Consider the following 22,308-nt stretch of genomic DNA (forward strand, 5'->3'; position numbering starts at 1 on the left):
ATTAAGTGTGGTTGGAGGCTGAAGTGGATAAAAATAATCTTATCTGGATCGATCTGGAGATGACTGGTCTGGAGCCAGCGACCGATGTAATTATTGAGATTGCAACGATTGTCACCGATTCTGATCTGAATGTTCTGGCTGAAGGTCCGACGCTGGCGATTCACCAGTCAGATGAGATTATGGATAACATGGATGAGTGGTGCACGAATCAGCATGGCAAGTCGGGGCTGACACAGCGTGTAAAAGAGAGCACTGTGACAGAAGCGGAAGCAGAGCAAGCAACCATCGAGTTTCTAAAACAGTATGTGGAAGCGGGTGTGTCTCCAATGTGCGGTAATAGTATTGGCCAGGATCGTCGTTTTCTGGATAAATATATGCCAGAGCTTGAGGCGTTCTTCCACTACCGAAACCTGGATGTTAGCTCGCTGAAGGAACTGGCTAAGCGCTGGAAGCCTGAAGTTGCAGCGGGTGTCGTGAAAAAAGGTTCGCATCTGGCGCTGGATGATATCCGCGATTCAATTGAAGAGCTTAAGCATTACCGCGAGCATTTTATTAAGCTCGACTGATAGTCGATAGCGTATAAAAAGAAAACGGGTCAGTGGTTTAACTACTGACCCGTTTTTTTATGCAGGTTTGATTAGCTGTCTGCAAGTTCGCGCTTTAGCTCATCTTTATTGACACGATTCTTGTCGCTTTGAACCAGTGGCAGGAAGCGTTTGTATACGATCTTGCTTGGAATCATATAAGACGCCAGGTGCTTTTTAAGCTCGAAGAGAATCTCTTCTTCACTCAGTTCACTGGTTGCCGAATAAACCATCACGATCTCTTCTTCGATTAGCTCATTTTCCAGCCCAAAGACTGCGCAACGATCGATAGAAGGAATATTTTTCGCGACAACGGATTCGACCTCATAAGGTGAGACACGGAAGCCGCGGGTTTTGATCATATCGTCGTGACGGGATACGAAGTAGAGATAACCCTCTTCATCTTTATAAACATAGTCACCGGTGGCAACGACGATTTCATCGGTCAGCTGTCCTTCCAGATTGATCACATCCTTAAGAATCTGAATCGATTTGAAACGTTCGGCATTCTCTTTAGGTGCATTCCAGAAGCCGCGGTAGATATAGCCACCACGGTGAATCAGTTCGCCCACTTCACGGGGTGCACACTCTTTGCCTTCTTCGTTGATAACGTAGAGTTCAACATCAGGGATCGCTTTACCGATCGAGTCCGGACGAATCTGAACCTGTGACGGGTCCAGATAGGTCGAACGGAATGCTTCGGTCAGGCCGTGCATAGAATAGAATTCTGCGTTACGGAAGGTTTTCTTGCAGTCGCTGATCATTTTCGCCGTTACGTTTCCACCTGAAGAGGTAATGATTCGCAGATCCTCGAAAAGCTCAGGGCTTGGGATGCGGCTGATCTCGTCATCGAACATCTCAGAGATGTTGACCGGCATCAGCGGCAGTACCGTTACTTTGTCATTCATTAGATGATTGAAAAAGTCTTCCGGAAGAATGAAACGGTGGAGCGCTAATGTTGCATGCTTATAGAGCGAGCAAAAGATCTGGTTCAGGCCGTAATCCAGATTAAAGATCAGCAGGCCGGAGATTACGTCGTCTTCCTGCAAATCAAGGTACTGAGAGACTACGCGGGCAGAGTCGATCAGGTTGCGGTGTGAGATCACAATCCCTTTCGGAGTGCCTGTCAGACCAAATGAATATGTGATAACTGCGTTATTATGGCCGCTGATGTCACATTCGTATGGCTTGTTGTAGTACTTATAGATCTCTTCGAAGGAAGGTACATCTTTGCTGGTTGTCTCATAAGAGATAACGTGGCCTTCGAAGTTGATCTCTTCAATGCTTTCCAGCTTCAGGCGATCGGTGATGATGCACTGGATGCCACAGTCATTGATGATGTATTCAACCTGCTCCGGTTTCAGCAGACGAGTGAGTGGCACAAGGATGTAATCCGTTGACAGGATCGCCAGAATAGCGATGACCTGTTCAATGCCTTTGTTCGAATAGATACCTATGCGTGCATCTTTGGGTAGGTCCAGCTCGCGCAGATAGAAAGCGACCTGGTTTACACGCTTGAATAGCTCATCATAGGTGATGGATTTACCTTCATGGGTAACCGCAATCTTGTTACCGTGAGTCTCAACCGCATTTTCTAAAAGGGTACGAATACAGTTAATCGACATGTTTAATTTCCTTCGCGCCGAGGGTCCAGATATCGTAGTTGCTATCCAGAATCGTTACTGGCTTATGATCAGACGTCAGAATTTTGCGATAGAAGAAAGCAATAATGTTTTCTATCTCTTCTACTGAAAGTACTTTGGTGATCCCGCCCGTGATGATGATGGAGTTGATCGCCAATAGTTTCAGATTGATATAAGCCTTACGGTAGTGGGAAATTTTGCAGAGAACAAGGAAAATCGCCAATTGCATCAGTACCTTGGTCGCTTTGTCGCTCTGCTCATCAAAAATATTTTCTGTCACTTTAAGGTGGGTCAGAAGTTCGTAGGTGAACTCATTATTTTGTGCCGCGTAAATCAGTGACTGCTTGGATTTATAAACCCCAAGCTTTTTGAATACCAGACGGTCAAATTCGTTCTCAGTTACGATATTGTCATCGACCAAATCTTTTGAGTAGTGAATGTCGGTTGTTGCACCGCCAATATCCAACAGGATAAACGGGTTGACTACCGAGTAGCTGGCATCGATATGCGGTAAAGCCTGGTTAACCACATAGGGTGTAGAGAAGATCTGGTTACTGGTGATCTGATAGAGGTTTTTAATATCCTCTTTACCCATAATATCTTGTTGGTACAGGTTGGTCAGATACTCCTTGAGATGCTCTTCCACGATATGCAGGCGATTATCGATAACATTTGGCAGTACTGCCAGGTTATCGATGTTTGCCGCTACGCTGTTCGCATCCTTTTCACTACCGACAAATACAATGTTTGAGTAGTTCAGTTGCTCAAGGTAGTTGTACAGATCCTGTCCGAAGATATTACTGTGGGAATCAATGCCGCCAACGATGATAACTACATCGATCAGATCGCCAGGTACTGAGTACTCGGCGATATTTTGATAAAGCAGGGTATCGATAATGTTGATGCCTGAATTGAACGCGATGTTGGTCGCATACTTCAGAGAGAATGAGTTAGTCAGGCCGATAATCAGTGTACTTAAGCCACCATTTGCCGAAGAGCAGATGTGCACATCATCTTTGTTAAAGCGCTCGATGGTTGAGCCGCTTTTTTGCAGAAGATCATCCAGGATGTCTTTATTGAAATCACGGAAGTGCTGCTCGATGCTATCCGGCGTACTTAGCTTGAAATAGGTACTGCCCACATCAATCAGCAGTTTTTCGTTATCCTGGCTCATTGCATAATACCTATATCGTGAATGATGTCGTTTACGATGCCTTTAGTGTCTTTGCTTAGGTCGCACTGGGCACGTTCATATTCGAAGCAGCGATCAGGGATCGGCACGTTACCGCGGTCGATGATACGGATATTCTTATTCGCATCACGGATAGTAATCATATTGTTGTGATTAATAATGTGCGGGGAGAACGGTACGTCGATAACGCCATTTTTGATGGAGTTAAATACCTTACGCCACAGTGTATCAGCCGGATCGTTGAAGACTGCTTCCATAATCGCTTTAACTTCCAAAGTGAGGATCTCTTCCTCTTCCTCATCAACGATATTAGGTAAGCCATTAAGAATACGCAGTGTGTATTGCGTATCAGCGACTGTTTTTGCATTAGCCTGTGGTGTTGGGATACCGGTCGCCTCTTCGCGAGTTTTGGTGATGATCTTGTCTGCACCGACCATAGAGGCGATTACCGTAGACATGTTGATCAACTGCTCAGCGAAATCTTTGTTCATCGGGAATGCGCCCATCCACTGATGATAAACCAGATGGATTGCAGCATCGCCGCAGCCGATCTCTTCAGCATAGAAACGCGCCAGTTTCTTAATGACTGCACCCGTTACGATGTCCTGGTTCATTGAGCCTTGCTGTGAGAAGGAAACCGAGAATGATTTAACGCCTTCCTCTAGAGCCAGCAGCATTTCCAGCAACTGGATCACGATAGTAATGGAAGGTGGCACTAGCGTTGCTGTTAACGGACCGAAGGATTCACGGTTAATTGGCTCATTAAGCTCTGAGTAGTTAGCGCAGACACGCTCAACATACTTCCAGTACAGAAAGGCTTTATCAAGCGGGAAGTTTTTTGAGTACGGAAGCAGGTAAGTGATCGGACCACCTTCGATCTCGAAGATACCTGAAGCGATAGCAGTTTCAATCAGCAGGCGAGCATCTGGTGTGCCATGACGCAGGCTGACCGGCTTATTGAAGTTGGTGATCATCTTACGAGTCGTTCGGTAGCCGTGGTTAACCAGCGGATAGCCGTTCAGCATGTCGATCTCGTTTTCTTCACTCAGGCGCAGCATCTTTTTCGCTGTGCCGTAGTCGTTAAGACGGGTGTTCGAGTCGATCGTCAGCGGCAGCACATCTACATTGGATTCTACGAAGAACTCATACAGGTCAAACTGCTGCTTGTAGGTAGGGAAGCCGCCACGTGGCTGGACCAGCATTTTGTCGGCTTTGGCAAAGTGGTGCGAAATGAACAAATCTTTGCTGGCATTCCGAACAAACTCTTCAACTTCGTCGAAGTCAAAGTTATCTACATACTCATTGCTGAGGATGATCTCTCTTTCTTCTTGCAGCAGGCTCATTGCGTCTTTCTCTTTTCAATAAACTCTTCAAGCCAGTCCAATCCGGTATTCAGATCGATCTGGTGGCAGACCAGGTCAAAACCGTAGTTTTTATACTTACGCTCGATCTCTTCAGCGTCACCGCGACCTACCGCCAGGTTACCGCCGATCATCATGATCAGATCGTCCAGATTCTTATACTTTGACTTCAGGGCTTTGACCTCACGGCTCCAGCCCTCAGCTTCGCCGTTCAAAGATGAAATCAGCAGAATATTTGCGCCGGTCTCTACAACCGCATCAAAAAACTCTTCCAGGTGTGTGTTCACACCCAGATTAAATACCTCATACCCCCTGGCATTGAGGGAGAGCTCCATGAGTCGGTTGGCAACTACGTGAATATCGTTGCCAACTACGCCTGTTACTACCTTCATAGAATGTGGTCCGCTGTAAATTGGGGTGCGTATATTACCAAGATTTTCTATCAAAATCTGGCCCCCGGGTGATAGAATGCGCTGCAATTGACCGTTCAGGGAGCAAATATGACTTTTTTCACTGCAGATATCTGTGATGAACACAGCGAAAAGGTAGCGGTGCTGGGGCCGGGCTACAGCAACTTTGGTGGTGCGACGCACTGTCAGGGTGAGATCGTGACTATCAAGCTAGATAAGAATAATTCTGATCTGATTGGCCTGTTGCGTGATGAAGACGGTGCAGGCAAGGTTGTTGTAGTGGATGTTGATCAGGAATACTTCGCAGTTGTGGGCGAAAACCTGATGAAGTTTGCGCAGCAGAACAGTTACTCGGGCATCGTGATTAACGGTTATATTCGCGATACTTTCCAGATCAAGGATATTCCGGTGGCATTATTTGCGCTGGGGACTTGTTCGCGTAAATCGATCCCTGTGACCTCAGGTGAGCGCGGTATTGCTTTGTCGTTTGGTGGGGTTGAGTTTAAGCAGGGTGACTACCTGTATGCAGATACTGATGGTGTGATCGTTACTGCGGAAAAGATTGTCTAACTTGATTTGAGATTCCTGGCCTGAGTTAAAGGTTGGGATTTGGGCATAAAAAAGCCGGTTGCATAGCATCCGGCTTTTTTGTATCTGACTCTAGGCTCGGTTATAGAATCTTAGCCAGGGACTCAGTCAGGTAATCAACGTTTGACTGAGAGATGCCTGCCACGTTGATGCGGCTGGAATCCACAACGTAGATGCTGAACTCGTCCTGTAGGCGGGTTACCTGTGCCTGATCGATGCCCAGGAATGAGAACATTCCGTTTTGGCGCGTGATAAAGCTAAAGTCCTGAGTAACGCCTTTTTCAGCTAGTTTCTCAACCAAGAGCTGGCGTGTTCCGTTGATGCGATCGCGCATCTCTTTCAGTTCTGCGTGCCACTGAGCGGACAGCTCTTCCGAGCTTAGGATTGTTTCAACAATCGCTGCGCCATGTGCAGGTGGCATAGAATACAGAACACGTACAACGCGGTTTAGCACTGCGCCGATAATGTCTGCAGAAGCTGCGTCTTTACCGATGATGGAGCAACCGCCGATACGCTCACGGTATAGGCCGAAGTTCTTAGAGCATGAGCTGCACACAATCAGCTCGTCAACGGTGTTAGCCATCAGGCGCAGACCGTAGGCATCTTCATCGAGACCATTGCCGAAGCCCTGGTACGCAATGTCGATCACTGGCATAAAGCCTTTTTCTTTGGCTAATTCTGCAACTTGTTGCCACTGCTCATTGTTCAGGTCCATGCCGCTTGGGTTATGGCAGCATGCGTGTAATAGAACAGCATCGCCTGCCGGAACTTGTTTCAGCGCTTCAGTCATCGCTGCAAAGTCCAGGCATTTGTTTTCATAATCGTAGTACGGGTAGGTTTTAACAGTCAGGCCGGCTGCTGTGAAAACACCTTGATGGTTAGCCCATGTCGGGTTGCTAACCCAGATAGTCGCACCCGCTTTACAGGTTTTCAGGAACTCACCCGCAAGACGCAGTGCGCCTGTGCCGCCAGGGGTGGATACTGTACGGATACGATTTTGTTTAATAATGTCATGCTCGCCCAGTAACAGATCAGCGATCTTGTCATTAAACAGGGAGGAGCCTGCTGAACCCAGGTAGGTTTTCGTTGTTTCGTTGTCTACGCGGAGTTTTTCAGCAGTTTTAACGCAAGCCAGAACCGGTGTATTGCCGGCTTCGTCTTTATAGATACCAGGACCAAGATCGATTTTGTTCGGATTTTCGTCGGCTTTGAATTTAATAGACAAGCCAAGGATTGGATCCGCTGGTGGTGCCATTAACTCAGAAAACATGGAGTTTTATACCTTTTACTGAAAGTGCGTTTGTTATCAACTGCTAAGGGCAGTATAGACCCCGCCATTCTGGCGAAAAAAGGCAGGGGCAGAAATTATACAGTAACAAATATAATCTTGCGCGAAATTTGGGCGCTAATAGTAGATTTTATTTCATAAAGTGCCCAGTAAATTGGCTTTTTCGCGTTGATATCCCGTTTTGCCAGATTTTTTATTACAGATTTGGCTTTTCTGCCGTTTATAGCGCGACTTTATTCTTGCGTGGATGGAGCGACAGTGGTTGGTCTAACCCTTTCCCTTGGCGGCTAGCTAAATTGCCCAAAGCCCATTCAGCGTGCTCACGAACTATGGCAGAGGGGTGTTCTGTCTTTTCTTTCAGTGCTGTAATTGTGTCTTTCCCGCCAGAACTATTGCCCAGTGCAATAGCGATGTTTCTAAGCCAGCCTTCATAGCCTGTGCGGCGAATTGCAGAGCCCTCTGTCCTTTTCAGAAACTCCTCTTCGCTCCAGTTAAAGAGGCTGATCAGTTCGCTCTGATCAAGTTTTTGACGAGGATGGAAATCCTGTTCCTGAGTGAAATTGGCAAAGCGATTCCAGGGACAGATGAGTTGGCAGTCATCGCAACCAAAAATTCGATTGCCCATCAGTGGGCGCAGCTCTTCAGGAATGGAGCCGCTATGCTCAATGGTCAGGTAAGAAATACAGCGTTTGGCATCCAGTAAGTGGGGCGCAGGGAAAGCCGCCGTCGGGCAAACATCCATGCAGGCGGTGCACTTGCCACAATGGTTCTCGGTTATCGGTTGATCCAGTGGTAGTGGTAGGTCTATGAAAAGCTCGCCGAGGAAGAAAAGTGACCCTGCGTGGCGATTAAGAACCAAAGTGTGTTTGCCGCGCCAGCCAATGCCGGCTTTTTCGGCTAGCGGGCGCTCAAGTACCGGTGCACTGTCTACAAATGCACGGTAAACGCTACAGCCGACCTCTTCATCAATTCGCTTACCTAACTGGGTAAGGCGTTTACGGATCAGTTTGTGATAATCACGCCCCAGCGTATAGCGGGATACATAGGCTTGGTCAGGATCTTCAAGGTTGTTCAGAGCCTGCGTGTCAGGGGGTAAATAGTCCATTCTCACGCAGATGATTCTCTGGGCGCCTGGTACCAGTTCGGCCGCATTAAAGCGCTTGTCCATATGGTTGGTCAGATAGTTCATCTCGCCGTGGTACTGTCGATTAAGCCACTCTTTATAATGTTCCTGTTCTGCTGTCAGATCACAGTCGGTAATGCCGCATTGTTGAAACCCGAGTTCTAATGCCCACTGTTTTATTTTATCAGCGAGCTGGGAAAGCGCTTCGGGTGATAATGTAGGCATAGTTTAAACTTGCTCCCTTAGGGGCGGATTACTCATAATGAAAGAAAAAGCAGTAGTGATTCAGATGTCTATAAACCGATCTCAGTTGCCAGCCCCATTATACACGGCTGAGCAAACCCGCGTACTTGATCGTACTGCGATAGAGGAATTTTCTATACCCGGTATACGCCTTATGCAGCGTGCTGGGCATGCGGTTTTTGCTGAAATCGTCGAGCGATACCCATCCCTCCGTTCTATGACAATTCTGTGTGGGTCAGGGAATAATGGTGGCGATGGGTTTGTGATTGCTTTACTGGCGCGTCAGAAGGGCGTGAAGGTCCAGCTACTGTGTGTCGGGCAGAATGATTTTGCAGACAAACTTAAAGGTGAAGCAAAAGAGGCCTGGGTACAACTGCAAGCTATCGATCCCGAGTATCAACTTTATGCTGATGACATTGATTTTGAAGGGGAATTGGTGGTTGATGCGCTACTGGGAACTGGGCTGAGTGGGGCTGTGCGTGGTGCTTATGCCTCGGCTATTCATAAGATAAATCAGTCTTCCCGCTCTGTTGTCGCTGTGGATATCCCTTCTGGGTTATGTGCAGACAGCGGTAGAGTCCTGGGTTGTGCTGTCCGAGCTGATCTTACCCTGAGTTTTATTGGTTTAAAGCGTGGTTTGCTAACCTCCCAGGCGGTCGACCATTGTGGGGAGTTGTTGTTTGATGATCTTAAGGTGCCTGAAGAGGTGTGCGATCGGATTCCGGTCAATGTGTTTCGGACCACATCTGATGATCTGAATGAATTTCTCCCGCAGCGCTCTCGAAGTGCCCATAAAGGTAATTTTGGTCGGGTGCTGATTGTTGGGGGGAATTCAGGCATGGGAGGCGCGGCTTTGTTGGCGGCGCAGGCTGCTATGCGAAGCGGAGCAGGATTAGTGAGTCTGGCGACACGTGAGGCTCATGTAACTGCCTCTCTGGTGCGTTGCCCAGAGGTGATGGTTCACGCTGTGGAGTCAACGGGAGCATTAGCGCCATTACTAGAGCAAGCTGAAATTATTGTTATAGGTCCGGGGCTCGGGCAGAATGCTTGGTCGGATCAGATGTTGCGTGCGGCTTTTGCGAGTAATAAACCGATGGTTTTAGATGCGGATGCGCTTAACTTGCTGTCTGACCGGCATAAATCGCTATTGAGGCCTCGAGATAACTGGATCTGTACCCCGCATCCGGGTGAAGCTGCCAGGCTATTGCGCTCGAGCGTGGCTGAGATTGAGGAGGATCGTTTTGCCTCAGTGGAACAGCTGCAAAATCGTCTCGGTGGCAGTGTTGTGTTAAAAGGAGCCGGATCATTGGTTTGTGCGGGTGAGGCTGTTTACCTTTGTAATGCAGGTAATCCCGGCATGGCTGTCGGAGGCATGGGTGATGTGCTTTCCGGAATCTGCGGTGCTTTTATGGCTCAGGGGTTGAGTCCTGAGCTGGCCGCGCGACTTGCGGTATATGTTCACGCGAGGTCAGCTGATAAGATTGTCGAAAAACAAGGTGAAAGAGGATTGCTGGCGTCGGATCTGTTTGCAGCAATTCCAGGAGTGATAAACGGGAAATATGAGTAGTACGGGTTCTGTGGTATTGCCTGATGAGGAGGCAATGGTTGCGTTTGGCCAGGTGATTGCTGATGCATCTGATGCGCATGGTGTGATCTTTCTTTTAGGTGACCTGGGTATGGGTAAGACGACCCTGAGTCGCGGTATATTGCGTGGCTGTGGTCATCAAGGTTCGGTTAAGAGTCCAACCTATACGCTGGTTGAGCCATACGCTATAGGGGATAAGCAGGTCTATCATTTTGATCTGTATCGCCTGAGTGACCCAGAAGAATTAGAGTTTCTGGGAATTCGTGATTACTTTGATGAGCAGGCGCTCTGTTTGGTTGAATGGCCAGATAAAGGGCGCGGTATTTTGCCTCAGGCCGATCTGTTATTAAGTATTGAGTTAGAAGGGCAGGGGCGGAAGTTGCATTGGACAGCTCAGACTGAACTTGGTCAAGCTATGGCCGATAAGCTAGAAACAGCCGTATCTGAGTAGTAGGGGAATACTTAAGTTATATGCTGATCGGAATGATTCGCTCTCAGTTAGTTTACCTGTTCGGTTTATTCCTTTTGATGGGGAGTATATCGGGTCATGCGGCTGATATTAAAAATGTCAGAATGTGGCTGGCACCTGATCATGCCCGTCTGGTATTTGATATGACGGGGCCTGCGACTCATAAAGTGTTCACCCTGAGTAAGCCCGACCGTATCGTTTTGGATATTGATAAAACGACGCTTAGCGCTAATCTCGATAAGCTAGGGCTGGATAAGAGCCCGGTTAAAAAACTCCGTTCAGGCAAAAACGGCAAAACGCTTCGTTTAGTGCTGGACCTGAAACGCTCGGTAAGACCGAAAAGTTTCGAATTAAAGCCGAATCAGAAATATGGTCACCGTTTGGTTCTCGATCTGTATGAGAAAGAGAGCTTAGTTAAAGCTAAGAAAACAGCTAAACCTAAAGTGGTGGCTGGTCGAGACATTGTCATCGCAATTGATGCGGGCCATGGGGGTGAAGACCCAGGTGCAATTGGTCCGGGTGGAGTGCGCGAGAAAGATGTTGTTTTTAAAATTGCTAAAGAGCTGAAGCGCAAACTGGATGCAACGCCCGGTTACAAGGGACAATTAACCCGTACGGGTGATTACTATATTAGCTTGCGTGGTCGTACCAAGGCGGCGCGTAAACAAAATGCTGATCTGTTTGTTTCAATTCATGCCGATGCGTTTAAAGATAAGCGTGCTCGTGGTGCATCAGTCTGGGTGCTGTCTTCACGAGGGGCGAGTAGTGAAATGGGGCGTTGGTTGGCGCGTAAAGAGAACAGTGCCGATCTGATTGGTGGTGTGGGAAGCGTGAGCCTTGAGGATAAAGATGATGTGCTTGCCAGTGTGTTGCTTGATATGTCGATGACGGCCAGTCGTGGTGATAGCCGCTCTGTAGCCAAGCAGATACACAATAACATCAACCGTTTTGCAAAAATGCACAAGCCGCATGTAGAGCAGGCGGGATTTGCTGTTTTGAAATCGCCTGACATTCCATCAATTTTGGTTGAGACTGGATTTATCTCGAATCCGGGCGAAGCCGCTAAGCTGAAAACCTCTGCTTATCAGAAAAAGATGGCAAATGCTGTCTATCAGGGGATAACTCAGCACTTCCAGCGTAAGCCGCCAGCGCTTACTTATATTGCGCAAAGAAAAGCCGCGAACAACAAAACCCACAAAGTTGTCCGTGGAGATACGTTGTCAGTTATTGCAACCAGAAACAATGTATCATTGGCGGCTTTACGTAAAGCGAATAACCTTAAAAACGACCGGATCAGGATTGGTCAGGTTCTTCGTATCCCGACCAGCTAGTTAAGGAATCTTCATGTCACGAATACATCTGCTCTCGCCGCGGCTTGCCAACCAGATTGCCGCGGGTGAGGTGGTTGAACGTCCGGCTTCTGTTATTAAAGAGATTCTGGAAAACAGTCTTGATGCGGGCGCCAATAAAGTCGATGTAGATGTTGAGCAGGGTGGTGTGAAGTTGATGCGCATCCGCGACAATGGTTTTGGCATCGAGAAGGATGATCTGCCTTTGGCGCTGAGCCGTCATGCGACGTCAAAGATTACGTTACTGGAAGATCTGGAGGCGGTGGGTAGCCTGGGATTTCGTGGCGAGGCGCTGGCCAGTATTAGTTCGGTATCAAGACTCACGCTGACCTCCCGGCAAGCTGATCAGGATAATGCCTGGCAGGTTCAGACCGAAGGGCGAGATATGGAGGCCCAGTTAGAGCCTGCTGCCCATCCTACGGGTACCACGGTTGAAGTTAAAGATCTGTTCTTTAATACGCCGGCGCGTAGGAAGTTCCTTAAAACAGAAAAAACAGAATTTCGTCATCTTGATGAGGTGGTTAAGCGTCTGGCCTTAAGTCGTTTTGATGTGGCTTTCCAGTTACGTCATAACGGTAAAGTGATTCATCAGTTACATCAGGCTGACAGTGAATTAGAGCAAGAGCGTCGCGTGGCGAGTATCTGTGGATCAGCGTTTATTGATAATGCGGTTAAAGCGGATGTGATTGCTGAGGCGTCCGGGTTGCGGTTATGGGGCTGGGTGGGTTTGCCAACATTCTCGCGCAGCCAGGCGGATCTCCAGTATTTCTTTGTTAACGGCAGAATGATTCGCGATAAAGTAGTGACGCATGCCGTTCGTCAGGCTTATGCCGATGTGCTATATCACGGTCGCCATCCCGCTTATGTTTTGTATCTCGAGCTTGATCCTGCGCTGGTGGACGTCAATGTGCACCCAACAAAACATGAGGTGCGTTTCCGTGAAAGCCGCCTGGTGCATGATTTTCTGTTTCGAACGCTCCATCGTCTCATTGCAGATATGCGCCCTCAGGATCAGATGGCTTCACCAGAGCAGGCGGAGGCTTCTGTTAATCTGCAACCACAAGTACAGCCCGTTCAGCAGAATTATGAGCAGAACAGGATTGCTTTCAGTTCTGCGCAAAATGTATCTGGAAATGCAGGATTCAACTCTTCTGTCAGAGGTGGTGGGTATACACCGCCTTCGGCGCCGAGCGGCGGTCAGATACGGGAACAGATTTCTGGTTACGCAGCGTTGCATCCTCAGTCTGATGTTCAATCGGTGTCGGATAATACTGCTGAGCAGGGTAGTGAAACCTGCCCGCCAATGGGCTATGCCATTGCTCAGCTGCACGGGGTGTATATTCTTGCCGAAAATGAGCAAGGTCTGGTCGTGGTTGATATGCACGCGGCTCATGAACGGATTGTTTATGAAAGAATGAAGCAGTCTTATGAGCAAGATGTTGTTCGTTCTCAGCCATTACTTGTGCCGCTTAGCCTTGCCGTCAGTGCCCGAGAAGCGGATTGCGCTGAAGAGCAGGCTGAGACCTTTAAGCGACTTGGCTTTGAACTGGCGCGCATGGGTGAAGAAACACTGGTGGTGAGGCAGGTTCCTGTATCGCTAGCTAAAGGGAATGTTGAGCAGCTTATTCGTGATGTGCTTTCAGATATGTTGGTTTACGGTGAGAGTAAGCGTGTTGAGCAGCATATCAATGAGTTGCTTGCGACAATGGCATGCCATGGTGCGGTCAGGGCCAATCGTCAGCTAACTATTCCGGAAATGAATGCATTGCTTCGTGATATGGAGCAGACAGAGCGAAGCGGTCAGTGTAATCATGGTCGTCCCACTTGGAGTCAGATGAGTATGTCTGATCTTGATAAATTATTTATGCGTGGGCAGTAGGGGTATAGCGTTGAGCAATCTACCTGTAGTTTTTTTGATGGGGCCAACAGCGTCGGGTAAAACCGATCTTGCCATGAAGCTCTATGACTCGATGCCTTGCGAAATAGTGAGTGTTGATTCGGCGATGATCTATAGGGGCATGGACATCGGTACGGCTAAGCCAGATGCCGAAACCTTAGCAAGCTACCCGCACCGGCTGATTGACATTTGCGACCCCGCGCAAGCTTATTCGGCTGCCGAGTTTCGTGAAGATGCACTGAAGCAGATCGCTGAAATTCATAGTGCGGGCAAGGTGCCAATTCTGACCGGCGGTACTATGCTGTATTTTCATGCGCTGAAAAATGGCCTGGCGCAGTTGCCTGAGGCTGACCCTGTGGTGCGCGAACGACTCCTGAAAGAGGCTGAGGCCGATGGCTGGGAAGCTATTCATGCCCGTCTGGCTACAGTGGATCCTGAATCTGCAGCGCGCTTGAATCCAAATGATTCGCAGCGGTTGCAGCGTGCACTTGAGATCTACGAAATTACCGGTCGAACGATGACAGAGTTATGGGCTGAGCAGGAAAAACAAAAGCCTGCGTTCCCAATCATCTCTTTAGCGGTGATGCCGGAAGATAGGGCTGAACTGCACGATCGTATACAGCGGCGCTTCGATATTATGCTTGATCAGGGGTTTGAGGAGGAGGTTCGCCTGCTTTGGGAGCGTGGTGACCTGGATATGCAGATGCCTTCGGTCAGGTGTGTGGGGTATCGCCAGATGTGGGAATATTTCGCAGGCACCTGGGATTACGACACTATGAAGTTTAAGGGCGTGGTGGCCACTCGGCAGTTAGCAAAAAGGCAGGTGACCTGGTTAAGAAGCTGGGAGAATTTAACCTGGATGGACACTCATGACAGAAAACTATTGCCTAATACCTTGAAATTAATAGAGGGTAGCATTATATAATGTCATGCTGGGCTGCAAAAAAGCCAAAGCGGTAGTGTTAACGCGGTAGTTGTGAGGCGTTTTGTGCACTGCCAGCTATAAAAAATGAAAAAACTATAATATTTCTCGGGAAGGAGTTTGCAAATGTCAAAAGGGCAATCATTACAAGACCCTTATCTGAATGCGTTACGCAAGGAGCGTATTCCGGTATCCATATTCTTAGTTAACGGAATTAAATTACAGGGGCAGATTGAATCTTTCGATCAGTTCGTAATTCTGTTGAAAAACACAGTAAGCCAGATGGTTTATAAGCACGCGATCTCAACAGTTGTACCTGCGCGTCCGGTTAAACTACCTGCTGCAGATGAAGCGAAAGCAGAGGACTAATAGTCATTGTTCTTTGAGCGTCCCAAGAGCGGCGAACGTGCCGTTTTAGTACATATGAACCTGGCCGCAGAGGCCGATCAAGAAAGTCCTAAAGAGCTCGAAGAGCTTGCCTTATCTGCAGGAGCCGACCCGGTTGAATTTCTTACCGGGTCGCTTTCCCATCCTAATCCTAAGTTTTTTATTGGTCAGGGGAAGCTTGAAGAGCTTCGTGAGCTTGTGCATATGCACGATGCGAAACTTGTTATCTTCAATCATGCTTTAAGTCCGGCTCAGGAACGTAATATTGAGCGCGAAATCCAATGCCGGGTTCTTGATCGAACCGGACTGATCCTGGATATTTTTGCTCAGCGGGCACGTACCCATGAAGGTAAGCTGCAGGTTGAGTTAGCACAGCTGGATCATATGTCGACACGTCTGGTTCGTGGCTGGACTCACCTGGAAAGGCAGAAGGGTGGTATTGGTCTGCGTGGTCCTGGTGAAACGCAGCTGGAAACCGACCGTCGTCTTCTGCGTGCGCGTATGAAGTCGATTCACAAGCGTTTGGAAAAGGTTCGTAAACAGCGTGATCAGGGGCGTCGCTCACGAATGCGTGCGGAAGTGCCTACCTTGTCATTGGTGGGTTATACCAATGCCGGTAAATCGACACTGTTTAACGCTCTGACTACGTCTGAGGTTTATGCTGCCGATCAGTTGTTTGCTACGCTGGATCCAACGCTGCGCCGAATCGAAGTTGAGGATATAGGTCAGGCTATTCTGGCAGATACAGTAGGGTTTATCCGTCATCTGCCACATAAATTGGTTGAGGCCTTTAGGGCAACGCTTCAGGAAACGATTGAGGCGACCTTGTTGTTGCATGTGATCGATAGCCATGATGATGATCGCCATGATCATGTCGCTGAAGTAGAAAATGTGTTGCGCGAGATCGGTGCTGATGAAGTTCCGGTACTTGAGGTATACAACAAAATTGATCTGATTGAGGGACGCAAGCCGCGTATAGACCGTGATGAAGAGGGTAATCCCATCCGGGTCTGGCTGTCGGCTGTTTCTGGTGAAGGTCATGATCTTCTGTTTCAGGCGGTGAATGAACTGCTTGCAGATGATGTATTTCATGATAATGTGTCGCTGCAACCCCATGAGGGACAGTTTCGTGCCCGCTTGTATGAGAGCGGGGCCGTACTTTCAGAACAAGTAGATGAAAAAGGATCTATTATTCTTGAAGTACGTATGCAGAAAAAAGACATGCTGCAATTGTTAAGTCGTTTGGGTATGTCCAGGGAACGATGCTTCCCGGCTGAGGTCAATCCTTGGTAGAGGCTGAAACTAATTTGTTTTTAGAATAAATTAACGGAATACCTCGAATTTAATTAGTCTTTAAGTAATATCTGACGAATAATATTTTTCGCAGATTTGTGTTTTAATCTGCCTAACTTGTTGTTTTATACGGAGTGACGTATGGCTTGGAATGAGCCTGGTGGTAATGGTAACAACCAAGATCCCTGGGGCGGTGGTAATAATAACAACCGCGGGGGTAAAGGTGGTGGTGATCAGGGGCCACCTGATCTGGATGAGGCGCTACGTAAGCTTCAGGATAAGCTGAACAATATTTTCGGCGGTGCGGGTAAGCGCTCGAGTGGCGGTTATGGCGGCGACGGCGATGGCGATGGTTCTGCTTCAGGAGCTGGTTTCTTCTGGATTGTTCTTCTTATTGCGTTGCTTATCTGGGCGGGTATGGGTGTCTATACCGTCGACCAGCAGGAGCGCGGTGTGGTGTTACGTCTGGGTAAATACAGCGAGACAGTAGGTCCTGGTCTGCAATGGAATCCGCCGATGATCGACGATGTGACGTTGGTTAATGTTACGCGTCTTCGTACCCGAGATCAGCGTTCTTTGATGCTGACTGAGGACGAGAATATCGTCGATGTCGATATGACCGTTCAGTATGTTATATCCGATACGCGTAACTTTGTACTATCTGTTCGCGATCCGGAATCCAGTCTTTCGCATGCCGCGGAATCGGCTTTGCGCCATGTGGTAGGTTCAACGGATATGCACTCTATCCTGACTCAGGGACGTGAGGCGTTATCTATCCAGGTTCAGGACCGTTTGCAAAACTACATGAATGATTATGCTACGGGTCTGCAGATCTCTAAAGTGAACATCAAGGAAGCGAAGGCACCGAACCAGGTGCAGGATGCATTCGATGATGTGATCAAGGCGCGTGAGGATGAGCAGCGAGTTAAGAACGAAGCTGAATCTTATGCAAATGGTATTATTCCAGAGGCGCGTGGTCAGGCTCAGCGAATGCTTGAAGAAGCAAGTGCATACAAAGAGCAGGTGATCGCACGTTCGGAAGGTGATGCGAAGCGTTTTACTGCGCTTTTAACCGAATATCAGAAAGCACCTGAAGTAACCCGTGAGCGTCTGTATCTGGACACTATGCAGGAAGTGCTGTCTCAGAACCCTAAAGTGCTGGTTGATGTCGAGGGTGGCAATAATATGATGTATCTGCCACTGGATAAGATTGTTCAGAACCGTCCTGTGGTTTCTGATATGAATGGTCCGGTTCGCCTGGATAGTCAGAGTTTGCGCGAAGTAACCGATCAGGTAGTTGATCAGTTGCGTCAACGTCAGAGTACACGCCGGGAGGGTCGATAATGCAATCTAAATCACTTCCATTGATTATTATTGTTGCGCTGTTGATTCTAGTGGGTCAGAGCTCACTTTATATCGTTAAAGAAACAGAGCGTGCAGTTTTGCTGAAATTTGGTGAAGTTGCTGATGCTGATGTTGCGCCTGGTTTGCACTTTAAGATCCCTGTTGTGAATAAAGTGCGTAAGTTTGATTCTCGAATTCTAACGCTGGATGCGCGTCCTCAAGCTTATCTGACTCTAGAGAAAAAGCGTCTGATTGTAGACTCGTTTGTTAAATGGCGTGTTGCTGATGTTCAAAAATACTATACAGCAACTTCCGGTGATGAGTTCAAGGCGGCTCAGCTGCTATCTGACCGTGTAGATACAGGTCTGCGTAACCAGTTTGGTGAGCGTACTGTAACTGAGGTGGTATCTGGTGAGCGTGAAGAGCTGATGGCTGTGCTGACCAAGAAGCTGAGTGAGATCGCGATCAAAGAGCTGGGTGTTGAAGTGGTAGATGTTCGTGTGAAGCGAATTGACCTGCCTCAGGAAGTATCTGAATCCGTCTACAATCGTATGCGCACAGAGCGTGAACGTGAAGCAAGAGAGCTGCGTTCGCGTGGTAATGAGCTTGCTGAAGGTATTCGAGCGGATGCTGATCGTCAGAAAACAGTTATTGTAGCTGAGGCTTACCGTGAGTCTGAAGAGATTCGAGGTGAAGGTGATGCTGTAGCTGCTAAGAACTATGCAGATGCCTATACAGGTGATCCAGAGTTCTACTCTTTCTATCGTAGTTTGCAGGCTTACCGTGAATCGTTTGGCGGTACGGGTGACGTGCTAGTGCTTAAGCCAGATAGTGATTTCTTTAAGTATCTGGATAAAAACGCTGCGCAATAGCCAGACTGGCGTAAAAATGAACAAAAAAACGGATCAGGGGAAGGCATTCCTCTGATTCCGTGGTAGAATATATCAACCGGGTCACAGCCCGGTTTTTTTGTGGCAACTGGATTTAGATTTTAGGCAGTATTAATGTCCTCCGAACTGTTACACGAGTTGGCAATTGGCTTTTGCCTCATGCTCATTCTGGAAGGCATTATTCCTTTTCTCTACCCGCAGCGATGGCGTAACCTGGTCCAGCAATTGGCGCTGGTCAGTAACCGCTCTTTGCGCCTAATGGGGCTGGCAAGCATGCTGTTGGGTGTTGTTGCACTTTATATTGTGAACTAATGCCGCTGAATTGATTTGCGGTATTAGCTGGAAAGATACGGAGTACTACATGGCATTGGCAGATCGTTGGCTGCTACCGGAAGGTGTTCAGGAACTTCTTCCCCCGCAAGCCCGTCGCGTTGAGTTGTTACGCAGACGTTTACTGGATCTGTATCAGCATTGGGGTTATGAGCAGGTTATGCCTCCTGTGCTGGAACACTTAGAGTCTTTGTTGACAGGTGTAGGTCGTGATCTTGACCTGAATACTGTCAAAGTTACTGATCAGATTAGTGGTCATACTTTGGGTGTTCGTGCTGACATTACTCCACAGGTTGCACGTATTGATGCGCATCGTTTGCGTGAATCAGGTGCAACACGTTTGTGCTACTGCGGTTCTGTTGTGCATGCATTGCCGGCTCAGCCGCTTGCATCTCGAAACCCTCTGCAGTTGGGTGCTGAACTATTTGGTCATTCCGGTATCGAGAGTGATGTTGAAGTCATTTCGTTGATGGTTGAGACAATGCACGCTGCGGGTGTGAAGCAGGATCTGAGTATCGATCTTGGTCACGTCGGTGTATTTACCGGTTTGATGGAAGTTGCGCAGCTTACCGTTGCGGAAAAAGATCGGTATCTGGATATTCTTAATCGGAAGGCACTACCAGAGCTTTCTGACTTCGTAGCATCTTTGCAGGTTGAGGAATCGGTTAAGTCCTCCCTGGCTGCGCTGCCGACACTTAATGGTGGGGCTGAGGTATTGGTTAAGGCGCGTGAATTGTTTGCTGATGCGCCAGCTCAGGTGCTGGAAGCGATTGATTATCTTGAGCAGTTGGCGCAGCGAATCGCGCTACGCTTCCCTGAACTGGATCAGTATTTTGATCTGAGTGAATTACGTGGTTATAACTACCACACTGGTATCGTCTTTGCCGCTTATACGCCGGCCTTTGGTCAGGCCATTGCGAAAGGTGGGCGGTACGATGAAATTGGACGTGATTTTGGTCGCGCACGCCCAGCTACGGGTTTTAGTGCAGACCTTAAAACACTGGTTGAGCTCTCTTCCGATGTATTGCAGACCGCTCAGCAGGTGTTGGCACCCGCCGAAGAAGATTCAGCATTGCTGGCTAAGGTTAGTCAGTTGCGATCTGAAGGTGTGCGGGTGATCTATGCGTTGCCGGGCGCCGAGCCGGCAAGTGAGTGTACCGCTGAGTTGGTACTGCGTGATGGGGAATGGGTCGTAATTGACCTGTAATCCGCTATAAATTTTTTTTAAGTAATCTCAAGTAGGCAACAATGGGCAAAAACGTAGTTGTTCTGGGTACCCAGTGGGGTGATGAAGGTAAAGGGAAGATCGTTGATCTTCTGACTGATCAGGCTTCAGCTGTAGCGCGCTTTCAGGGCGGGCATAACGCGGGTCATACACTGGTTATTGATGGCGAAAAAACAGTTTTGCACCTGATTCCTTCAGGTATTCTGCGCGACAATGTCGTATGTATGATTGGTAATGGCGTAGTGCTTTCTCCTGAAGCGCTGCTGAAAGAGATTAAAGGTCTGGAAGAGGCGGATGTACCGGTTCGTGAACGCCTGCGTCTAAGCCCTTCTTGTCCATTGATTTTGCCTTACCACATTGCAATGGATCAGGCACGCGAAGTTGCGCGTGGTAAAGCTAAGATCGGTACGACAGGTCGTGGTATCGGCCCTGCATACGAAGATAAAGTTGCACGTCGTGGTCTGCGTCTGGCTGATCTGCTGGATAAAGAGCGTTTCGCTGAAAAGCTAAAAGAAGTTATGGAATACTATAACTTCCAGCTAGTTAACTACTACAAAGCAGATGCGGTTGATTACCAGACTGTTTTGGATGAAGCGCTGGCGATGGGTGAAGAACTTGCGCCAATGGTTGCTGATGTGACAGCGATGCTTCATGACCTGCGTAAGCAGGGTAAAAACATCATGTTTGAGGGTGCGCAGGGCTCTCTGCTGGATATCGATCACGGTACCTACCCTTATGTAACGTCTTCTAATACAACTGCAGGTGGTACTTCTACAGGTAGTGGTTTTGGTCCGCTTTACCTGGATTATATTCTGGGTATCACTAAAGCTTATACTACGCGTGTTGGTGGTGGTCCATTCCCAACTGAGCTTCATTGTGAAGTAGGTCAGGGTCTTGCTGAGCGTGGTCACGAGTTTGGTTCGACTACAGGTCGTGCGCGTCGTTGCGGTTGGTTTGATGCGGTTGCACTTAAGCATGCTATTCAGATCAACTCTGTATCTGGTATCTGCCTGACCAAGCTGGACGTTCTGGATGGCATGGATGAGATTAAAATCTGTGTAGGCTATGAAGATGCTGCGGGTAACGTGGTAACTTCACTTAGCGGCAGTGAAGACTACGAAGCGGTTAAGCCGGTTTACGAAACAATGCCGGGCTGGTCAGGTTCTACTGTGGGTGCTAAATCCATTGAAGAGCTGCCGAAAGAAGCTGTTGATTATATCAAGCGTCTTGAGGTGCTGATTGAAGCGCCTGTAGATATTATCTCTACAGGTCCGGATCGCATTGAAACGATTGTTCTGCGTAATCCGTACGAAGCATAATATGATCACAGTGTGATTTGAGTTTAATGGGTGTGTTGTGCATTCATTAATGCTTTGAAAAGAACCCTGCCTTTGGCAGGGTTTTTTATTGCTTATAGATTGGGAGCTGTTGTGCTTCGGGTCTGTAAGTCTTTCAGAAGTGAGTCAGTTATGAGTGATAAGGCCTCTCTCCCAAGATTGTTGGATGAGCGTATTGTGAATATGTTGGCTGATGCCAGATTGGTTGAGCAGTCGTTACCGCAATGCTCCGAAATTAAATTGTGGCTTGTTGATCCTTTGCCTATGCGGCGCAAGTTTACGCAGGAGGAGATCATTAGCATACAGGCTTACCCAGCGTATTGGGCGTTTTGCTGGGCGAGTGGGCAAGTGTTGGCGCGTTATATTCTTGATCATCCGGAGATAGTAAAAGGCAAAAAGGTGATGGACTTCGGTGCAGGATCGGGTGTGGTCGGTATTGCTGCAATGATGGCGGGTGCAAGAGAAGTGGTTTGCTGTGATATTGATTCGGATGCATTGCTTGCGTGTCGAGGCAATGTTGATTTGAATGGGGTTGAATGCCGATATCATGGGGATCTGTTTGCGTTTGATGAGCCTCTTGATCTTTTGATTGCCGCTGATGTGTTATATGACAAAGAAAACCTGCCCTTGCTAGAGGTATTCCGTCAAAAAGCAACGGAGGTTTTAATTGGTGACTCCAGAATTAAAAACTTTGATTTCCCGCCCTATAGAAAAATTGGCGAGCAGGAGTCATCTACGGTTCCTGATCTGGATGAGTTGGATGAATTTCGGCGTGTGAGCCTTTATCGTGCGATTGCGGATTAGCGAGGGGGTCTGGCGAAGTTGCTATCAAGAGGGATAAAAAAACC

At 48.1% G+C, this 22,308-nt stretch carries 21 protein-coding genes; 15 read left to right on the top strand and 6 right to left on the bottom strand.

The genetic code is table 11. From position 1 onward, the window contains the following. Positions 1-23 precede the first annotated feature (23 nt). Entirely contained in the window at positions 24-566 is a 543-nt protein-coding gene (gene orn, locus MED92_RS17660) for an oligoribonuclease (RefSeq protein WP_040663594.1), read from the top strand. A 71-nt stretch (positions 567-637) separates the two neighbouring features. Here orn and MED92_RS17665 read toward each other — a convergent pair whose 3' ends face one another. From MED92_RS17665 to glmS, 4 genes are read right to left on the bottom strand one after another with little or no spacing between them, the layout of a single operon-like run. Further along, on the bottom strand, positions 638-2,209 hold the full coding sequence (locus tag MED92_RS17665; protein WP_007022957.1) for an AMP-binding protein: 1,572 nt from the start codon (positions 2,207-2,209) through the stop codon (positions 638-640). Continuing rightward, the gene (locus tag MED92_RS17670; protein WP_007022958.1) at positions 2,199-3,401 is read right to left on the bottom strand and encodes a glutamate mutase L; all 1,203 of its coding nucleotides are present in this window, start codon (positions 3,399-3,401) and stop codon (positions 2,199-2,201) included. The genes MED92_RS17665 and MED92_RS17670 overlap by 11 nt, the downstream gene beginning before the upstream one ends. Beyond that, positions 3,398-4,762 (bottom strand): methylaspartate mutase, encoded by a 1,365-nt coding sequence (locus MED92_RS17675; protein ID WP_007022959.1) that lies wholly within the window; start codon positions 4,760-4,762, stop codon positions 3,398-3,400. The genes MED92_RS17670 and MED92_RS17675 overlap by 4 nt, the downstream gene beginning before the upstream one ends. Continuing rightward, entirely contained in the window at positions 4,759-5,172 is a 414-nt protein-coding gene (gene glmS / locus MED92_RS17680; RefSeq protein WP_007022960.1) for a methylaspartate mutase subunit S, read from the bottom strand. Before glmS ends, MED92_RS17675 begins: the two co-directional genes overlap by 4 nt. A 108-nt stretch (positions 5,173-5,280) precedes the next feature. On the opposite strand from glmS, the gene rraA reads away from it, so the two are divergent. Further along, positions 5,281-5,760 (top strand): ribonuclease E activity regulator RraA, encoded by a 480-nt coding sequence (gene rraA, locus MED92_RS17685; RefSeq protein ID WP_007022961.1) that lies wholly within the window; start codon positions 5,281-5,283, stop codon positions 5,758-5,760. A 100-nt stretch (positions 5,761-5,860) separates the two neighbouring features. Here the strand turns inward: rraA and MED92_RS17690 are convergent, their stop codons facing one another. Beyond that, positions 5,861-7,048 (bottom strand): amino acid aminotransferase, encoded by a 1,188-nt coding sequence (locus MED92_RS17690; protein ID WP_007022962.1) that lies wholly within the window; start codon positions 7,046-7,048, stop codon positions 5,861-5,863. 238 nt (positions 7,049-7,286) lie between these two features. Further along, complete coding sequence (gene queG / locus MED92_RS17695) at positions 7,287-8,414, bottom strand: tRNA epoxyqueuosine(34) reductase QueG (RefSeq protein WP_007022963.1); 1,128 nt, start codon at positions 8,412-8,414, stop codon at positions 7,287-7,289. Positions 8,415-8,451: 37 nt separating this feature from the next. On the opposite strand from queG, the gene MED92_RS17700 reads away from it, so the two are divergent. The 13 genes from MED92_RS17700 to MED92_RS17760 all read left to right on the top strand — a co-directional run bounded on the left by MED92_RS17700 (position 8,452) and on the right by MED92_RS17760 (position 22,264). Then, complete coding sequence (locus MED92_RS17700; RefSeq protein ID WP_007022964.1) at positions 8,452-9,999, top strand: bifunctional ADP-dependent NAD(P)H-hydrate dehydratase/NAD(P)H-hydrate epimerase; 1,548 nt, start codon at positions 8,452-8,454, stop codon at positions 9,997-9,999. Next, entirely contained in the window at positions 9,992-10,468 is a 477-nt protein-coding gene (gene tsaE / locus MED92_RS17705) for a tRNA (adenosine(37)-N6)-threonylcarbamoyltransferase complex ATPase subunit type 1 TsaE (protein ID WP_007022965.1), read from the top strand. The genes MED92_RS17700 and tsaE overlap by 8 nt, the downstream gene beginning before the upstream one ends. 20 nt (positions 10,469-10,488) lie before the next feature. Next, a complete protein-coding gene (locus MED92_RS17710; RefSeq protein ID WP_007022966.1) occupies positions 10,489-11,817 on the top strand; it encodes an N-acetylmuramoyl-L-alanine amidase in 1,329 nt (442 codons plus the stop codon). Between the two features lie 13 nt (positions 11,818-11,830). Beyond that, positions 11,831-13,714 (top strand): DNA mismatch repair endonuclease MutL, encoded by a 1,884-nt coding sequence (gene mutL, locus MED92_RS17715; RefSeq protein WP_007022967.1) that lies wholly within the window; start codon positions 11,831-11,833, stop codon positions 13,712-13,714. Positions 13,715-13,751: 37 nt separating this feature from the next. After that, the gene (miaA, locus tag MED92_RS17720; protein ID WP_007022968.1) at positions 13,752-14,657 is read left to right on the top strand and encodes a tRNA (adenosine(37)-N6)-dimethylallyltransferase MiaA; all 906 of its coding nucleotides are present in this window, start codon (positions 13,752-13,754) and stop codon (positions 14,655-14,657) included. A gap of 123 nt (positions 14,658-14,780) precedes the next feature. Continuing rightward, on the top strand, positions 14,781-15,023 hold the full coding sequence (gene hfq, locus MED92_RS17725) for an RNA chaperone Hfq (RefSeq protein ID WP_007022969.1): 243 nt from the start codon (positions 14,781-14,783) through the stop codon (positions 15,021-15,023). 6 nt (positions 15,024-15,029) lie between these two features. After that, a complete protein-coding gene (gene hflX / locus MED92_RS17730; RefSeq protein ID WP_040663552.1) occupies positions 15,030-16,334 on the top strand; it encodes a ribosome rescue GTPase HflX in 1,305 nt (434 codons plus the stop codon). Between the two features lie 141 nt (positions 16,335-16,475). Further along, on the top strand, positions 16,476-17,678 hold the full coding sequence (hflK, locus tag MED92_RS17735; protein ID WP_007022971.1) for an FtsH protease activity modulator HflK: 1,203 nt from the start codon (positions 16,476-16,478) through the stop codon (positions 17,676-17,678). After that, positions 17,678-18,550, top strand: a complete 873-nt coding sequence (hflC, locus tag MED92_RS17740; RefSeq protein ID WP_007022972.1) for a protease modulator HflC — start codon at positions 17,678-17,680, stop codon at positions 18,548-18,550. Before hflK ends, hflC begins: the two co-directional genes overlap by 1 nt. A gap of 132 nt (positions 18,551-18,682) precedes the next feature. Next, entirely contained in the window at positions 18,683-18,880 is a 198-nt protein-coding gene (locus MED92_RS17745) for a DUF2065 domain-containing protein (RefSeq protein ID WP_007022973.1), read from the top strand. A 49-nt stretch (positions 18,881-18,929) separates the two neighbouring features. Then, a complete protein-coding gene (locus MED92_RS17750) occupies positions 18,930-20,105 on the top strand; it encodes an ATP phosphoribosyltransferase regulatory subunit (protein WP_007022974.1) in 1,176 nt (391 codons plus the stop codon). A 41-nt stretch (positions 20,106-20,146) separates the two neighbouring features. Beyond that, complete coding sequence (locus tag MED92_RS17755; protein ID WP_007022975.1) at positions 20,147-21,442, top strand: adenylosuccinate synthase; 1,296 nt, start codon at positions 20,147-20,149, stop codon at positions 21,440-21,442. Positions 21,443-21,592: 150 nt separating this feature from the next. Further along, the gene (locus MED92_RS17760) at positions 21,593-22,264 is read left to right on the top strand and encodes a class I SAM-dependent methyltransferase (protein ID WP_007022976.1); all 672 of its coding nucleotides are present in this window, start codon (positions 21,593-21,595) and stop codon (positions 22,262-22,264) included. Positions 22,265-22,308: the final 44 nt, after the last annotated feature.

The organism is Neptuniibacter caesariensis (assembly GCF_000153345.1).
GTDB classification, from domain to species: domain Bacteria; phylum Pseudomonadota; class Gammaproteobacteria; order Pseudomonadales; family Balneatricaceae; genus Neptuniibacter; species Neptuniibacter caesariensis.

Excerpts from the sequence above, each read along its gene's own strand:
- MED92_RS17665 (WP_007022957.1), bottom strand. The coding sequence starts at position 2,209 with ATGTCGATTAACTGTATTCGTACCCTTTTAGAAAATGCGGTTGAGACT.
- MED92_RS17670 (WP_007022958.1), bottom strand. The coding sequence starts at position 3,401 with ATGAGCCAGGATAACGAAAAACTGCTGATTGATGTGGGCAGTACCTAT.
- MED92_RS17675 (WP_007022959.1), bottom strand. The coding sequence starts at position 4,762 with ATGAGCCTGCTGCAAGAAGAAAGAGAGATCATCCTCAGCAATGAGTAT.
- glmS (WP_007022960.1), bottom strand. The coding sequence starts at position 5,172 with ATGAAGGTAGTAACAGGCGTAGTTGGCAACGATATTCACGTAGTTGCC.
- rraA (WP_007022961.1), top strand. The coding sequence starts at position 5,281 with ATGACTTTTTTCACTGCAGATATCTGTGATGAACACAGCGAAAAGGTA.
- MED92_RS17690 (WP_007022962.1), bottom strand. The coding sequence starts at position 7,048 with ATGTTTTCTGAGTTAATGGCACCACCAGCGGATCCAATCCTTGGCTTG.
- queG (WP_007022963.1), bottom strand. The coding sequence starts at position 8,414 with ATGCCTACATTATCACCCGAAGCGCTTTCCCAGCTCGCTGATAAAATA.
- MED92_RS17700 (WP_007022964.1), top strand. The coding sequence starts at position 8,452 with ATGAAAGAAAAAGCAGTAGTGATTCAGATGTCTATAAACCGATCTCAG.
- tsaE (WP_007022965.1), top strand. The coding sequence starts at position 9,992 with ATGAGTAGTACGGGTTCTGTGGTATTGCCTGATGAGGAGGCAATGGTT.
- MED92_RS17710 (WP_007022966.1), top strand. The coding sequence starts at position 10,489 with ATGCTGATCGGAATGATTCGCTCTCAGTTAGTTTACCTGTTCGGTTTA.
- mutL (WP_007022967.1), top strand. The coding sequence starts at position 11,831 with ATGTCACGAATACATCTGCTCTCGCCGCGGCTTGCCAACCAGATTGCC.
- miaA (WP_007022968.1), top strand. The coding sequence starts at position 13,752 with ATGGGGCCAACAGCGTCGGGTAAAACCGATCTTGCCATGAAGCTCTAT.
- hfq (WP_007022969.1), top strand. The coding sequence starts at position 14,781 with ATGTCAAAAGGGCAATCATTACAAGACCCTTATCTGAATGCGTTACGC.
- hflK (WP_007022971.1), top strand. The coding sequence starts at position 16,476 with ATGGCTTGGAATGAGCCTGGTGGTAATGGTAACAACCAAGATCCCTGG.
- hflC (WP_007022972.1), top strand. The coding sequence starts at position 17,678 with ATGCAATCTAAATCACTTCCATTGATTATTATTGTTGCGCTGTTGATT.
- MED92_RS17745 (WP_007022973.1), top strand. The coding sequence starts at position 18,683 with ATGTCCTCCGAACTGTTACACGAGTTGGCAATTGGCTTTTGCCTCATG.
- MED92_RS17750 (WP_007022974.1), top strand. The coding sequence starts at position 18,930 with ATGGCATTGGCAGATCGTTGGCTGCTACCGGAAGGTGTTCAGGAACTT.
- MED92_RS17755 (WP_007022975.1), top strand. The coding sequence starts at position 20,147 with ATGGGCAAAAACGTAGTTGTTCTGGGTACCCAGTGGGGTGATGAAGGT.
- MED92_RS17760 (WP_007022976.1), top strand. The coding sequence starts at position 21,593 with ATGAGTGATAAGGCCTCTCTCCCAAGATTGTTGGATGAGCGTATTGTG.